Here is a 13,972-nt window from a genome sequence, read left to right as displayed (position 1 = left end):
GCGCGTACGGGGGAGGGCTCGCTGCTGGGGGGCAGCGGAGACCTGGTCGACGGTGACTAGGGGGAAAGAGCAGGCGTTGCCAGGGCGCTCGGCGCGGGTGCGCGTGCCGCCGCTTCACCATGTCAAGCGTACCCCACTCGAGCCTCCCTTCGAAGGCATGGACCGCGCGATGTTCGGGATGGGCTGTTTTTGGGGGGCCGAGCTCATGTTTTGGCAGAGCCCCGGCGTTCACACGACAGCTGTGGGGTACGCTGGAGGCTGCACGCCGAATCCTACCTACGCGGAGGTCTGCTCGGGCCGCACGGGTCACGCCGAAGTGGTGCTGGTAGTGTGGGATCCTCGAGTCACGTCGTTCGAGGTCCTGGTGCGTCGGTTCTGGGAGGGTCACGATCCCACGCAGGGGATGCGCCAGGGGCCTGACGTGGGTAGCCAGTACCGCTCGGCGCTGTATTGCTGGACGGATGCCCAAGTCGACGCCTGCGAGCGATCCAAGCGCGCCTACCAGGTTCGCTTGGACGCCGCCGGCCATGGGCCCATCACCACCGAGATCCGCAAGCTCTCCGAGTTCATCTACGCTGAAGACTATCACCAGCAGTATCTAGCCAAGAACCCCGGGGGTTACTGCGGGCACGGCGGTACAGGTGTGGCTTGTCCTTACGAAGATTCGGCGTAGCGCCTGTGACGCCTATGGAATGTAGGATTTGGGGGCCTTCAGGCGAGTGATGCAGAATGCGCAGTGCGCATCGGAATGCGCATGTTGGCTCGCACGTTCGGAGCTGCAGCCATCCGGACTATTCCAGAGTTTCCGTTCCTGATGCTTGCCTGGCACAGCTTCGAAACGGCGCCGGTTCGACAGCTGGTGGGCATAATTCCCAGGCGGTGCGTCGCTGGTGAGATCCCTGCCTCGTCCGGCCTGCGGGCGTAGCCACGGGTACATCTTCACCATTGGGCCACTATCGGTGCGAGTTTGTCGCTGTTCCCACATGAGCCCCCAAGGGCTACCTGGCCCCACATCGCAAGAGATACACAGGTCTCACGAAACCGCCTTCGTAGCTGACGAATCGGCGGAGACTAGCGCCGCCTCCCAGATTGCGGCTGCCTGCCACGCCCGTGGCGAGGAATTCCCGTGCACAGGCCCACCAGAGCGTACTGGGAGGCACACGCCTTGCAGAAAGAGCCCGCGTCGGTGTCAAGTCAGGAGGTCGTGATGGCTCTGCTAATGTTCTTGTTCTCGTCGGGCGGCAAGGCGTTCCAGGGCGAACGGGTAGCCCTGAGCACGATCGGTCGACGCAGCATTCCACCACCGCCGCCTCCGCGGCCAGGTTAGCGGACGTTCCGGGGGGGCACCCTCAACCCTCGGTTCGGTCGTGCTTCTTGTTGGCCAACGCGCGCCTGGCACGCTGCACACCTCTCAGCACCGACTTGTCCGAAGTTGCGCCTAGGGCGTCTAGCGCAAACCATCTCGCGTCGGGTCGAGACTCGGCGCGGTCCACAGGGACACACGGGACGAGCAGAAAGCGCAGGTCGAAATGCTCGTGTGTGGGTTCCGTGCCACGGGCAGGTACCCGATGGATATCGAGGTCGAAGATACCGTCTGCGAGCAGGGCGAGGTCGGCAATGCCGGCTTCCTCCCGCACCTCGCGTAGAGCCGCCCGAACCGGGTCAGCGTCCTGGGCTTCCACGTGGCCCCCAGGCTGCAGCCAGCGCTCGAGCTTGCCGTGCTTGACTAGCAGTATCGCATCGTAGCTCGGGGTGAGTACCAGCGCGCTGGCAGTGAAGTGCCCCTGTGCGAAGCACCGGCGGTCGAAAGCGCTGCCGGGGTGTTCGAGCCGTCGCTGCATGCGGGCCCGGCAGGCCTCTTGAGCCCTTTCTTCGGGCCGGTAGGCGTTAAGGAGTTGACGCGTCGATTCCGCCAGGGTTGCCTGCATGACGCGGACACGAGGGGTCGGCTACGCTGCCTGCGGCGGCAGGAGGTAGAAGTTAGCCCCGACTTCCTCTTCCTCGAAGTCCCCCAAGATACCATCTTCACCGCGGATCGAAGCCATCCAGACTCTGCGCCTGATCCCGGGCGTCTCGAGTTGTACGCACACCTTGTACTCGGGCCGCTCGGTGTCGGGCACCACCGTGACCAAGAGCGCCGCAAGACTCTCGAATGCGCGCAAAGGCGTCTGCACTTGACGAAGCGCCGCCCGCCCCGTTGGTGCGCGCTTGCCCTTGGGTGTCGGAAACTCGAGGTACACTTTGGTCGGTCGAGGCAGGCGCTCTCCGGTGAGCGGGTCTCTCAGCTTCCATATGCAGGCTAGCGAGGCAACTGTGCCCTGGGACACGAACTGCGCTCGAGCTTGTTCCCGCGCCTCCCTTGCGGCCGCGATAGCCTCTGTCTCGAAGTCATCCCAGTTCACCATAGCGATACCTCCACAATCTCGGCGCTCCAGCTCGCGTCGAAGCACCCTCCACAGCATTAACAATCGGTGTGCTATCGGTTTGGCTTTACTACTCACATGCTCAGAACGTCCGACCGAGTGTCCTGCGTCCCCGATTTCGTACATGAGTCTGCGAGCGATTGGGGTCGCTCGGGCCAGCGAATCGACGCCGACGGCGGTTCAATTTCGATCCAGTGCAGCGCTATTTCAAGGAGATAGCCGACAGGACGGTCGCTGGCTGGAGCGGCGTCAAGGGCCGATGAATTGTGTGCGAGATTCGGGGCGCAGGACACGAGGTCTGGTGGCGGTTACCTGCGGCTCCCCTAGACTACGCTGGACCCCCATGTGCGCGACGGGGTTTGGAGGAGGATCGTGGCAGCGAGCAAGGTACGCAAGAGCCCCGGCGAATGGCGGCGGCAGCTGACCGCCGAGCAGTACCGGATTACACGCGAGAAGGGTACCGAGCCGCCGTTCAGCGGACGCTTTGTCGACCATCACGGAGACGGCAGCTACTGCTGTGTGGCGTGCGGGTTGGTCCTGTTCGACTCGAGCGCCAAGTACGCTTCCGGCTCCGGCTGGCCGAGCTTCACGCGACCCGTAGGACCCGACAGCATCGGCACGGAGCTGGACACCAGTCTCGGCTTGCGCCGGATGGAGATCCTGTGCAGCCGATGCGATTCGCATCTGGGTCATGTGTTTGACGACGGCCCGCAACCGACGGGTCGGCGCTACTGTGTCAACTCCGTGTCGCTGCGTTTCGAGCCTCGGGCCGCTTCGAAGACGGACTGCGAGGATTGACAGGCGGTGATCCATGCGTGACCGCTCACGGGGGATCTTTGCTTCAGCGACGGCTTCCCGGGCCCTGTCGTGCGCGGTCTATGTCCTGGTCGCGCCCGAAAGTCCGACTTCCTGCGGCCTGAGCGGTTACACCAATGCGGGCTAACGGAGGGTCCGACCCGCGGTTGTCAGCGAGCGCCGATCCGCGGGCCGAAGACGTCGAGCCCGGATCCGAGCGATCCGCCCAGCGTGCTGTGGAGGCGCCGGAGGATCGCTTTGCGGGCGAGCGTTCCGGTTCCGGTACCGCTCCAGCACGGCCGGCGCGGCCGGAGATGGCCGCGACCGAGGTGGACCTGAAGCGACGCTCGCCGGAGACGGCCGGTGAGTCAGGCAATTCTTCCGTCGGTAGCTGGATCGGCCGTGTCCTGGATGAGCGCTACCGGGTCACCGAGCTGCTGGGTGAAGGGGGCATGGGTGCGGTGTTCGTCGCGGAGCACCTGAAGCTGCGCAAGCAGGTCGCTCTGAAGCTGATTCGACCCGATTTCGCAGGAAACGGAGAGGTGGCCGCCCGGTTCGCCCGCGAGGCCATGGCAACCGCACGCTTCGAGCATCCACACGTCGCCAGTGCGATCGACTACGGCATGCTGGCCGAAGGGGGTGCCTATCTGGTCACTCAGCTCGTTCGGGGCCACAGCCTGCGGGAGCTGCTCGAGCGCGATGAGCGCCTTGGTTGGAGGCGTGCATGTGAGATTGGTGCGCAGATCGCCGACGCGCTGGCCGCGGCCAAGACCGAGGGAATCGTTCACCGCGATCTGAAGCCCGACAACATCCTGATCCAGACGCGCGACGACGGAAGCGACCTGGTTAAGATCCTCGATTTCGGCATCGCCCGTTTCGCAAGCGTGGAGCAACCCCACGGTCAGGGGCCCGCCGCGGTCCAGCTGACGCGCGTGGGCACGGTGGTGGGGACGCCAGGGTACATGGCACCGGAGCAGGCCGTCGGGGACGAGGTTGACCACCGCGCCGACCTCTACGCCTTGGGCACGCTCATGTGGGAGTGCATCGCGGGACGACGCCTGTGGAGGGCGCCCGATCTGACCGCGCAGGTTGCCAAGCAGTTCAAGGAGCGGACGCCCTCGCTGCGCCAATGGGATCCTACGGTGCCTAGGGAACTGGATGCCTTGGTGAGCGCGCTTTGTGCGCCCATCATCGAGCAGCGCCCCGATTGCCCCGGCCAGGTGAGGGACACGTTACGCAGGCTTTGTGTCGGGTCGAGCTCGCTGCCCGGCAGCCTTCCCCTGAGTGGCCAGATCGTGGCTCGACTGCGCCGGCATGTGCAGGCGGTTGCCGATGTCGTGCCGCGGCTGCAGAGGCTGCGCAACGCCAGGGCTTGGCCACGCCCACGCGTCCAGACCGGCGCACTGCTGGGGGCGGCCGCAGCGCTGCTCCTGATGGCAGTGTGGATCGTGTCGCTCACGGGCGGCGATGGGAAGGCGACGACCACGCAGGCGCGGGTGTCGCCGCCCCCCGGGGGTGCGGAGCCGCCTCCAGGTAAGCCTGGCTCTCGCTCGAACTTCCGGGCTGCAGCAAGGGAAGTGCAGCGCAAGTCTCCGGCGCCGCGCAACCCCCTCGCCGGCGGCAAGACATCGGCACCGCGGTCCGTGCGTCCCTCCGCTGTGAAGGCGACCGGCGGGCAGAGCGCTCGTGCGCGCGATCACGCTTCCGCGCAGGAGCGTAGAGCCGACGTCCAGGAGCTGATGACCGGGCACAGTGCTCGCTCCCGCCGCGCCGCCGCCGCCAGGATTGTGGCGCAGCAGCAAGAGAGCAGCTTGCCTCGCTACGTGCGCCGAGTCATCGCTCTCGAGAGGGCGAGCACGTGCAGCGAGCGACGCCAGGTCATCCATAGGATGGTGGACGACGAGGACAGTGCGGTGGCTCCCGCGCTGATGCGCATCCACGAGGCTTCCTGGAGAGGCTGCGGCTTTCTCGGCTTGGGCGACTGCTATTCCTGCGAGCGTGAGACCGCGACAGCAGCGCTGAGAGCCCTCGGAGCGCTCCCGCACGACCCACAAGGTTCCGGCGAGCGTTCCGGCGAACGGCGCTCCCGCGCGCGGCAGCTCGAGCGCCTGACCTCGAAACCCCGGCACGGGCTAAAGGTGCAATATCGGGCGGGGGACGATCGGACGGGCGACGACCGAATCGCGCCCCATTTCCGGATCGTAAACGTCGGCAGCAGACCAGTGCGCCTCAGCGATTTGACGCTTCGCTATTGGTACACGCGCGCGGGCGGGGGCAGGCTCCGCTACCGCTGCGAAGCGGCCGAGTTCGGCTGCGATAACGTGCGTGCCCGCTTCGTGCCCATTCGGCATCCGGTTCGGGGCGCCGACGAGTTCATCGAGCTCGGCTTCGCACGAGCCGCGGGTGTGCTCGCTCCTGGACAAGCGACCGGCGATATCCGCGGGCGCATCGTCAGGCTGGATCGAGGTCCGTTCAACGAGAAGGATGATTACTCGTTCGGAGAGCACGCGTCGTTCACCGACTGGGATCGGGTGACGCTGTACCGCGACGGTGATTTGGTGTGGGGGATCGAAGCCTGGCTGGCCGCCAAGCTCAAACGCTAGAATCCCAAATCTTGAATCCTAGGATCCAGGTTTTGGGTCTGAATCCGGAGGGACATACTCCTGCGGCAACGCAGAGCCCTCACCAAAGAAGAACTTCTCGAGCTCGGTCATCCAGATCTTCACGGCTTCCGGCGTGCCCGCCTCCAGACGGTACTCGTTGATGAGCATGGTGGAGTGTCCGATCCAGAGCTTCCAGCCTTCCTTCGATACCTGCTCGAACACGCGCTGCCCCAGGTCGCCCTTGAAAGGCGGTTTGTCCAGGCCGGGTAGCTCCCGTTCCAGCTTCACGCACTTGACTGTTCGGGACATGGCTCTTCTTTGTGGGTGCTGGCGGCTAGCGCGTCAAGCCGCTTTTCGTAGCAACCTGCTCGGTGGACACGACCCGAGGTGCGCTGCTAGTACAACGGCCCGGAAGCTCGATCCGAGTTTTTGGGCTGTTGTGCCTGAATCGGCAAGGAGTCCACGGACTTGTGATCCGTGGTACTAGACAGCAAAGGCGCTGTGCGGGTGGGGTAGGCTCAAGCATCCTGGAGCAATTCGGGCACCGATAGAATAGGTGAGGAACCCATGGCCGCTTACGGTGGGAACGGCAATAGCGATAGTCTGGGCGATACGGGCCCTGGCGGACGCCTGCGACGGATGGCGACGCGCAATGTAGTGCGCCTGGTCTTGGGGCTGCTCACCTTTGCGGCCGCTCTCAGCAGCTACTACCAAATCGAGCCAGAGCAGGTAGGCCTCATCACGCGTTTTGGAAGGTACGTGCGCACAAGTCAGCCGGGTCCCCATTTCAAGCTGCCGTTCGGCGCCGAGCAGCTGATCCGGGTGCCGGTGCAGCGTCAGCTCAAGGAGGAGTTCGGCTTTCGTACGGTGCGGGCGGGCGTCCGCACTGTCTACGGTGGCCAGGGGGAAGGGGCACGGGAGTCGCGCATGTTGACGGGAGACCTGAACGTGGCCGACGTAGAGTGGATCGTGCAATACAAGATCAAGGACGCGTACAAGTTCGTGTTCCGGGTCCGCGATGTAAGGGGTACTTTCAGGGACATGAGCGAGGCCGTGATGCGTCAGACTGTGGGCGATCGCAGCGTAACCGAAGTGCTTACGGTGGGCCGGGAGTCGATTCAGATCGAGGCCAAGGGCGCTCTGCAGGCCTTGTGCGACCGCTACGATATTGGGATCGAGGTCTTGCAGCTGGTGCTGCAGGACGTCAATCCTCCCGAGCCCGTGCGCGAGTCGTTCAACGAGGTCAACCAAGCGATTCAGGAGCGCGAGCGGGCCATCAACCAGGCATGGGCCCGATACAACTCGATCATTCCCGAGGCTCGCGGCAAGGCCGAGCAAGAGATCCAGTCCGCGCAGGGTTACGCCACTCAGCGGGTCAATCGAGCCAGGGGTGACGCCAAGCGCTTTTCCGCGGTTCAGCAGGAGTTTGCAAAGGCCCCCGAGGTAACGCGCGCGCGCCTGTACCTGGAAGCCATGAGCGAAGTGCTGCCCAAGGCTAGGCGCAGGGTCTTCATCGATGACAAGATCAAGGGCCTGGTGCCGCTGCTTCCACTGCACGCGCCCGGTGCCTCAGCAAAGGGAACCCTGCCATGAGCGCCAAGCCCATGCTGCTGACCGTGCTGGCTCTCGCTGTGCTGTTCGTGGCCGGCGGAGCGACCTACACGATCAAGGAGACCGAACAGGTTGTGATCACCCAGTTCGGCAGGATCTTCGGCGAAGCGGTCAAGGATCCTGGCTTGCACTTCAAGCTGCCCATGGTCCACGACGTGCATCGGTTCGACAAGCGCTGGCTGGATTGGGACGGCGATCCGAACGAGATACCGACGAAGGACAAGAAGTACATCTGGATCGACACCTACGCGCGCTGGCGCGTGACGGATCCAATCCAGTTTTACGAGCGTCTGCGCGACGAAGCGAGCGCTCAATCGCGTCTCGACGACATCATCGACGGCGAGATTCGCAATGTGATCGCCAACCACGCGTTGATAGAGATAGTGCGCAGCAGCGATCGCAACTTCGAGTTTGGGGACGAGGCTCAGGATCGCACGATGGAACAGGTCGCGTTCGTACCCGAGCTCGGGCGTGAGAAGCTCACGCGGCTGGTCATCGAGAAGGTTGCGGCCGTCGTACCCGGTTACGGCATCGAGATCGCCGATATCAAGATCAAGCGCGTGAACTACGTCGAGAGCGTGCAGCAGAAAGTGTTCGAGCGCATGATCTCGGAGCGCAAGCGCATCGCTCAGCGTCACCGCTCCGAAGGGCAGGGCAAGAGCGCGGAGATCAGCGGCAGAATCGAGCGCGAACGGCTCAAGATAGAGTCCGAGGCGTATCGCAAGGCTGAAGAGGTTCGGGGTCTCGCGGACGCCGAAGCCGCGCGCATCTACGCCAACGCCTACGACAAGAGCCCGGGCCTGTACGCCTTTCTGAAGACGCTCGATTCGTACCGAACCATCGTGGATGCGGACACCGATGTCGTCTTGTCGACCGATTCGGAGCTGCTGGGCTTTCTCAAGTCGCAGCGCTAGCCGGAGCCGTTACTTGGCCCGAAAGACGATCATTCCATGGGTCAGGTCGTAGGGAGACAGCGCAACCGTGACCCGGTCCCCCAGGATCACGCGAATGCGGAATTTGCGCATGCGACCGCAGAGCTGCGCCCTGACCACTGCGCCGGTATCCGTCTCGACCTCGAACTGCCCACCCGCGAACACGTTGAGGACCACGCCGTCCACCTTGACATGGTCATCTCGATCGGAGTTCTTTTCGAAGTTTCTTCGTTTTCTAGCCACAAGCTGTCCTTGCTTGAGCGCTGTCTTGCTTGAGCGCTGTCTTGCTTGAGCGCCGTCTTGCTCGAGCGCCTGGGTCCGGCTTACCAGTGCTGCTCGCCGCTAGCGCTGTCCGGCGACTCCTGGCCGTGCCCCGCAGCTACAGCCACGAGATGAGCGGCCGCCCTGCGACCAACGGCGCAGGACCTTAGCCTACCAGCAGTGTCGCGTCGAGGCTAAGCTACGAAAAGGAGTACGGATCCAGGGCGTCCCCGAGGGCTGGGTGTTCCGGCCGGCCGCTGGCGCCCGACCCCGTACCGACCTACGCCCTCTGGAACAAGCGTTGTACAGGTACGCCATGACGAGACTTGCAGGTGACTGTTGCCGGTTGACCCCAAACTCCGTTCCGGGTCACGTGCTCGCTACGCGAGCGTGGCGGCGCATCAGCGCGGCCCGGAGATGGATATGGATATGGATGGGAATCACCGTGGCCACCTGGTGCTGCCTTGTGGGTCCGCCACAGGCGTCTGCGCAGCCAGGGCCGATCCTGGACCTGCATCGTGGACCCCTGCAGACCTCGTCGCGCGTCACGGGGATGGGAGGAGCCTACACCTCGGTGGCGGAAGGGGTCGACGGCTACTACCGCAATCCCGCCTCGATCGCCAACCGCTCCTACGACCAGACTACCTGGTTTCATCCGAGTCTCTCACTCGACCTCATGCTGACTCCCATTGGAAACGTTGATTACGACAACGACGGCGTGGTCGTGGGTGACTCTTCCGAGCTTCGGAGCTACCTGGCCGGTCTGCGCCTGGCGTTTGGCGGCCTGGCTCTGGGGCCCGTCTTCTTGGCCCGGACTCAGACGGTAAGCGTGGACAACGGCAACGCGGTTTCGGCTACCGATCGAGAGCTGGGCGCTTCGGCCGGCGTGTCCCTTGGGCGCGGAACCATCGTGTTTGGCGCGGGCGCAGGCATTCGCACCCTGAACCTGAAACACGGACGTGCGGGTACCCCGATCGCAGTCCAGATGGGCCGGCTCGCGCTGCCCCAGGAGGGCATCGACTACAACGCCATGTTCATCGATCTCGGGGTCCTGTACAGGCCGGTCACGCACAACTGGAGGCTGGGCGGGCGTTTTCGTCTGCCATCGAGCGCCGAGCCGAGCCTGGCGAGTGTCGGCTTTCCTTCGGTGTACGGCGTGACGCAGCCGGCTCCCGGCGAGGTGAAGTTCCCGTGGGAGGCGGGTATCGGGATCAGCTACGAGGTCACCTCGGCTGGCCGCGCCCGCAACGCTCCCATCGGGGATTGGGACGAGGGCGTGCGGCGTCGAGTACGAGACAGCCGCTATCTGCTTTTCAGCTTTGACCTCATGATGGCGGGACCAAGCTCGGACGCTATCAACCTGGAAAGCTATCTGGCCGGCAGTGGGCCGATGCCGCCAGGGTACCGGCGCTCGGGCGAGGCGCTGTCCTTCGGGCTGCACGCCGGAGTCGAGGCCGAGATGATCCCTGACCGCCTGCGGGTGCGCGGGGGCAGCTACACCGATCCCGATCGAACCACAGGCAGCGTGGTTGGCCGCTACCACCTCACGGGGGGCGCGGACCTCCGGATCATCGACATCTGGGTGTTTCGCATCAAGATCGGGGTCGCCGCCGACATCGCGCCGCGCTATAGCAATGTGCAGATCGGTGCGGGTCTGTGGTAGGTACGGCGTGTGACCGAAACCGCGGAGCGCATCATCGGTCTGGCGGCGGAGCGCTTCGGGCGTGAGCCGGCCTCCTTGGCGCCGGATGATGACGTCTTCGATGCCCTTGGTATCGACAGCGTACAGGTACTCGAGCTGCTGAGCGAGCTGGAGCTCGCCTTTGACGTCGAGATTCCCGACTACGAGCTGCGTGATGTGAAGACCTTTGCTGAGCTGGCGGTGCAGATCGATCGCAGACTCGGCTAGTACCGCTTGCCAGGGGTTATGATGGATTCCCGCCGGCTCTGGCGGCCGCTGGCGGTGTTGCACCTCCTCGAATATGCGCTGCACAGCATCGAATGAACCGCAGTCATCGTCGGTGCGCCTTGCCAGCGGCCGACAGCCCTCGACGCCAATCGATCACAATCCCTGGCAAGCGGCACTGGTTCCCGTCGAGAATGGCGCCATAGCCGCTTTCGTCCTCGGCCCTGCGCGGTTTACGGGAATCGGTGTCCTATCCGGATCGGTGCTGTTGGGACACGGCACCTGGGCCGGCGTCGAGCCATTTCCTGGCGCCATGCTCCAGCCAGGTGCAGACAAGGCGGGCGGTCTTGAAGGCGGCCTGCTCGCGGTGTTGCCGCCACTGGGGGCGAGCTTCCGATCCGACGACATTGGTGACCCCCAGTACCACGGCGCACGGGATGGATGCGGCAGCTGCGGCCAGGGCGACACCAAACGCCTCGAGGTTTTCGACCGCGCACCCCGTCGTCGCCCCTAGCAGCTGGGCTGCGGAGTCGCTAGTCGTGATGCCCAGCGTATTGGCGACCCAAACGCTACGGCTTGCTCCGTGCTCGCCAAGGGTCTTCCGCAAGGCCGAATCCGTCCCCAGCACTTGGTCCGTGGCGGCGACGAGCGCTGCCTCGCCTCGTGCCACGGCGAGGTCGGCGAGCAAGACCCGCTCCGCCTGCACGAGATCACCCACCCGGAGCCCCGAGGTTGTGGGATAGGCACCGCAGCTGCCAACCAGGATCATGACACGGGGCTGCATGCGTTCGATTGCCAGCGCTGTTCCCGTGCTTGCTGCCGCAAGGCCCACTCCTGTGGGAAGGGCGCGCACGGTTGGTCCCGCGATCCTGGCCTCCATCGAGCGCGCCTGCTCCAGCGAGCCGGCTCCCCGGCGCTCCCTCGGGTCAAGCTCGCGCAGTTGCGACTCAAGGGCACAGAGCTCTTCGGGGTGCGCCGCGACGACGAGCACATCAACAGGGTCGCGCGTTGGGCTGTGGGTCAATCTCGGCCTCGCCGTCTGACAGGCGGTGATTTGTGCGCCGGGCTCAGTCTGTGACCCGCTCGCATGCTATGATTGCAGAACGTGGTGACCGCGGTTGATGGGCGAGTAGCGGGTTCACTGGCTCGTGGCAAGCTGGTGTACCGCTGGGACCTCGACAAGACCTACCTGCGGACTGACTTCGATACCGTGCGCGCCCTGTTGCGCACCGCATTCGAGCCGGCGCGCCGCAAGCGGACTGTGCCGGGTGCCGCACCGCTCATCCGGGAGCTGCGTTCCACCGACCCGGCGGGCATCTACATCCTGTCTGGAAGCCCCGAGCAGATGCGCAAGGTGCTCGAGACGAAACTGCGCCTTGACGGCGTGCGCTGGGACTCGTTCACGCTCAAACCCAGCCTGGCGAACATGCTGCGCGGACGCTTCCGCTACCTGCACGACAACGTCGGCTACAAGCTTGGCGCGCTGTTCGAGTCGCGGCGGGATCTCGCACCCGATCTGGACGAGGTGATGTTTGGGGACGACGCGGAGGCCGACGCGTTTATCTACTCATTATACGCCGATGTATGCGCAGGTAAGGTGCCGGAGGACGGCCTCATCGCCATACTGGAGCGGTCAGGGGTGCACGCGGCCGACATCCCACGCATCGTTCAGCTGGCGAGCCAGATCGAACGGCGAGACTTTTGCCGTCGCATCTTCATCCGGTTGGACCGAGTCTCGTCCCCGGAGGCTTTCGATGGCTTCGGCCAGCGGGTCTGCCCGTTCTTCAACTACTTCCAGCCGGCTTTGGTTCTACTGGAAATGGGAGCGCTCGATGCGGCGGCTGCGCTGCGTGTCGCGGCGGAGCTTGTCATCAACCACGGCTTTTCCTCCGACGCATTGACTGCAAGCTACGAAGAACTGGCGCGTCGTGGCCGGCTCGGCCGGCGCGCCGCCGACTCGTTGAAAGCAGCGTCCCGAGGGCTCGGCCAAGGTGACTTCGTGAGCGCGGCGCCCGCGTTGGAAGCGTTCTGCCGCGAGATTCCCCAGGCCACCCACGGACTGGCCAGCCTACCGCCTCCCGGACGAGGGCAGATCGACTACCTCGCCGTGCTCGCGAGCGATCGGGCGCGGGCCAAGGACGCGAAGCGCCGCGTCTTGCGCCGTCATTGAATCGCACCCGACGTCCAAAAAGGACGCGCAAGACCTGCCCTGTCGCTTCCTCGACGGTGCGGATCCCCCGCGCTAGGTTAAAGTTGGAGACGGACCCCTCCTGACCCTGGACCCCTCTCGGAGCTCGATGGATCACGCCAGCACATTCGCTGTGCGGGGAAGATGCGATAACTCCACTGCGGCCGTCGGGAGCGTGAGCCGCTCGTTGCCAGCCCGCATCGGTCACCAACTTCGAGGCGCCCCTTCGATGGGGAACGGAATGTCGGAGGCGGCTGCGGTAGCGGTCGATCCGCAGTCGAGGCACCGGAAGCGCAGTCTGCACTACCGGAGTTCTCGTCGCTTCGCTCCTGCGATCCCGGAGGATCGCCTGGAGACGGGGACGCGTCCGCCAGGGCGGGCGGATCGGGCGCTTGGACCGGAGGCTGGTGACCGATGCGGGCTGGCACTGGCAGGACAGACACTAGCCATCGGCGCACTGTTCTTCGCAGCGGGCTGCGGCGCAAAGACCGGGGTGGAGGTTCCCGATGTTGGTTTTTTGCCCGAGGTACCCGATGTGCCCTGCGTGGACGTGCCCTGGGACGGCCAGCAAGCCGTGGTCGAGCTGCAGACCCAGACCCAGCTGAGGCGTGCCGACGTTTTCTTCCTGATCGACAACAGCAACTCGATGATGGGTGAGATCGATGAGATTCGCGCGCAGCTCAAGGATCGGCTGGCGCCGGCAATCTTCGAGGAGATCCCTGACACGGAATTCGGCGTGGGCACGTTTTCGGATTTTCCATTGCCCGACTACGGTAAGGCTCCGGACGATACGCCGTTCTTGCTTCGACGGCGCATGACCGGGGACCTCGAGGCCGTGCAGGCGGCACTCCGCACGGTTCGCTTGGCTGACGGCAAGGACCAGCCCGAGGCCCACATCGAGGCGCTGTACCAACTGGCGACGGGTGAGGGGCTGGAGCGGGGACCCGATGACCCGAGTCCCGAGCGTTGGTTCGTCGAGCCGAATGTGGGCTGCCCCAAGGGTGGCTTCGGTATGGCGTGCTTTCGCCCCGATGCGTTGCCCGTGGTGCTGATGTTCACGGATGCGGTGATGCACGGCGGCCCGGTGACCGGTAGTCCGTACGAACCCGCGAGGCTGTACGGTGCGCGGGCTCATACCTGGGCGGAGATGCTCGAGGTGGTCACCGAGCGAAGCATGCGGGTAGTGGGGCTTTGGTCAGGGGAACGACAGCACAGTGTAGACCTGGTGGCGCTCTCGCGCGCGACCGGCGCGC

14 protein-coding genes are annotated in these 13,972 nt (G+C 64.9%); 9 read left to right on the top strand and 5 right to left on the bottom strand.

The annotated features are described in order from the left end of the window. The first annotated feature begins 52 nt into the window (after positions 1-52). Positions 53-673: a peptide-methionine (S)-S-oxide reductase MsrA gene (msrA, locus tag MJD61_17095; GenBank protein MCG8556979.1), complete on the top strand. Its 621-nt coding sequence runs from the start codon at positions 53-55 to the stop codon at positions 671-673. A gap of 676 nt (positions 674-1,349) precedes the next feature. On the opposite strand, the gene MJD61_17090 is transcribed toward msrA, so the two are convergent. Then, on the bottom strand, positions 1,350-1,928 hold the full coding sequence (locus MJD61_17090) for an NUDIX domain-containing protein (protein MCG8556978.1): 579 nt from the start codon (positions 1,926-1,928) through the stop codon (positions 1,350-1,352). Between the two features lie 21 nt (positions 1,929-1,949). Further along, positions 1,950-2,405 (bottom strand): hypothetical protein, encoded by a 456-nt coding sequence (locus MJD61_17085; protein MCG8556977.1) that lies wholly within the window; start codon positions 2,403-2,405, stop codon positions 1,950-1,952. Positions 2,406-2,795: 390 nt separating this feature from the next. On the opposite strand from MJD61_17085, the gene msrB reads away from it, so the two are divergent. Together msrB and MJD61_17075 are read left to right on the top strand one after the other, a co-directional pair. Continuing rightward, positions 2,796-3,221 carry a peptide-methionine (R)-S-oxide reductase MsrB gene (gene msrB / locus MJD61_17080; protein MCG8556976.1) on the top strand — a complete coding sequence of 142 codons (426 nt, stop codon included), beginning with the start codon at positions 2,796-2,798 and terminating at the stop codon, positions 3,219-3,221. Positions 3,222-3,355: 134 nt separating this feature from the next. Further along, positions 3,356-5,821, top strand: a complete 2,466-nt coding sequence (locus MJD61_17075; protein MCG8556975.1) for a protein kinase — start codon at positions 3,356-3,358, stop codon at positions 5,819-5,821. Positions 5,822-5,839: 18 nt separating this feature from the next. On the opposite strand, the gene MJD61_17070 is transcribed toward MJD61_17075, so the two are convergent. Then, a complete protein-coding gene (locus MJD61_17070) occupies positions 5,840-6,130 on the bottom strand; it encodes an oxidative damage protection protein (protein MCG8556974.1) in 291 nt (96 codons plus the stop codon). A gap of 330 nt (positions 6,131-6,460) precedes the next feature. On the opposite strand from MJD61_17070, the gene hflK reads away from it, so the two are divergent. Then, positions 6,461-7,414: an FtsH protease activity modulator HflK gene (gene hflK / locus MJD61_17065; protein ID MCG8556973.1), complete on the top strand. Its 954-nt coding sequence runs from the start codon at positions 6,461-6,463 to the stop codon at positions 7,412-7,414. After that, positions 7,411-8,346: a protease modulator HflC gene (gene hflC, locus MJD61_17060; protein ID MCG8556972.1), complete on the top strand. Its 936-nt coding sequence runs from the start codon at positions 7,411-7,413 to the stop codon at positions 8,344-8,346. Before hflK ends, hflC begins: the two co-directional genes overlap by 4 nt. A 9-nt stretch (positions 8,347-8,355) precedes the next feature. Here hflC and infA read toward each other — a convergent pair whose 3' ends face one another. After that, a complete protein-coding gene (gene infA / locus MJD61_17055) occupies positions 8,356-8,607 on the bottom strand; it encodes a translation initiation factor IF-1 (GenBank protein MCG8556971.1) in 252 nt (83 codons plus the stop codon). Positions 8,608-9,058: 451 nt separating this feature from the next. Between infA and MJD61_17050 the strand changes: the two genes are divergently transcribed. Together MJD61_17050 and MJD61_17045 are read left to right on the top strand one after the other, a co-directional pair. Continuing rightward, positions 9,059-10,288 carry a hypothetical protein gene (locus tag MJD61_17050; protein ID MCG8556970.1) on the top strand — a complete coding sequence of 410 codons (1,230 nt, stop codon included), beginning with the start codon at positions 9,059-9,061 and terminating at the stop codon, positions 10,286-10,288. Positions 10,289-10,297: 9 nt separating this feature from the next. Beyond that, positions 10,298-10,534: an acyl carrier protein gene (locus MJD61_17045; GenBank protein ID MCG8556969.1), complete on the top strand. Its 237-nt coding sequence runs from the start codon at positions 10,298-10,300 to the stop codon at positions 10,532-10,534. A gap of 247 nt (positions 10,535-10,781) precedes the next feature. Here the strand turns inward: MJD61_17045 and MJD61_17040 are convergent, their stop codons facing one another. After that, the gene (locus MJD61_17040; protein ID MCG8556968.1) at positions 10,782-11,555 is read right to left on the bottom strand and encodes a hypothetical protein; all 774 of its coding nucleotides are present in this window, start codon (positions 11,553-11,555) and stop codon (positions 10,782-10,784) included. Positions 11,556-11,636: 81 nt separating this feature from the next. Between MJD61_17040 and MJD61_17035 the strand changes: the two genes are divergently transcribed. Both MJD61_17035 and MJD61_17030 read left to right on the top strand, forming a co-directional pair. Further along, positions 11,637-12,701, top strand: a complete 1,065-nt coding sequence (locus tag MJD61_17035) for a hypothetical protein (protein ID MCG8556967.1) — start codon at positions 11,637-11,639, stop codon at positions 12,699-12,701. Between the two features lie 247 nt (positions 12,702-12,948). Further along, a partial coding sequence (locus MJD61_17030; GenBank protein MCG8556966.1) for a VWA domain-containing protein occupies positions 12,949-13,972 on the top strand: 1,024 nt, incomplete at its 3' end.

The organism is Pseudomonadota bacterium, from assembly GCA_022361155.1.
Taxonomy (GTDB): Bacteria; Myxococcota_A; Polyangia; order Polyangiales; family JAKSBK01; genus JAKSBK01.
This window is presented reverse-complemented; position numbering and strand designations above follow the sequence as displayed.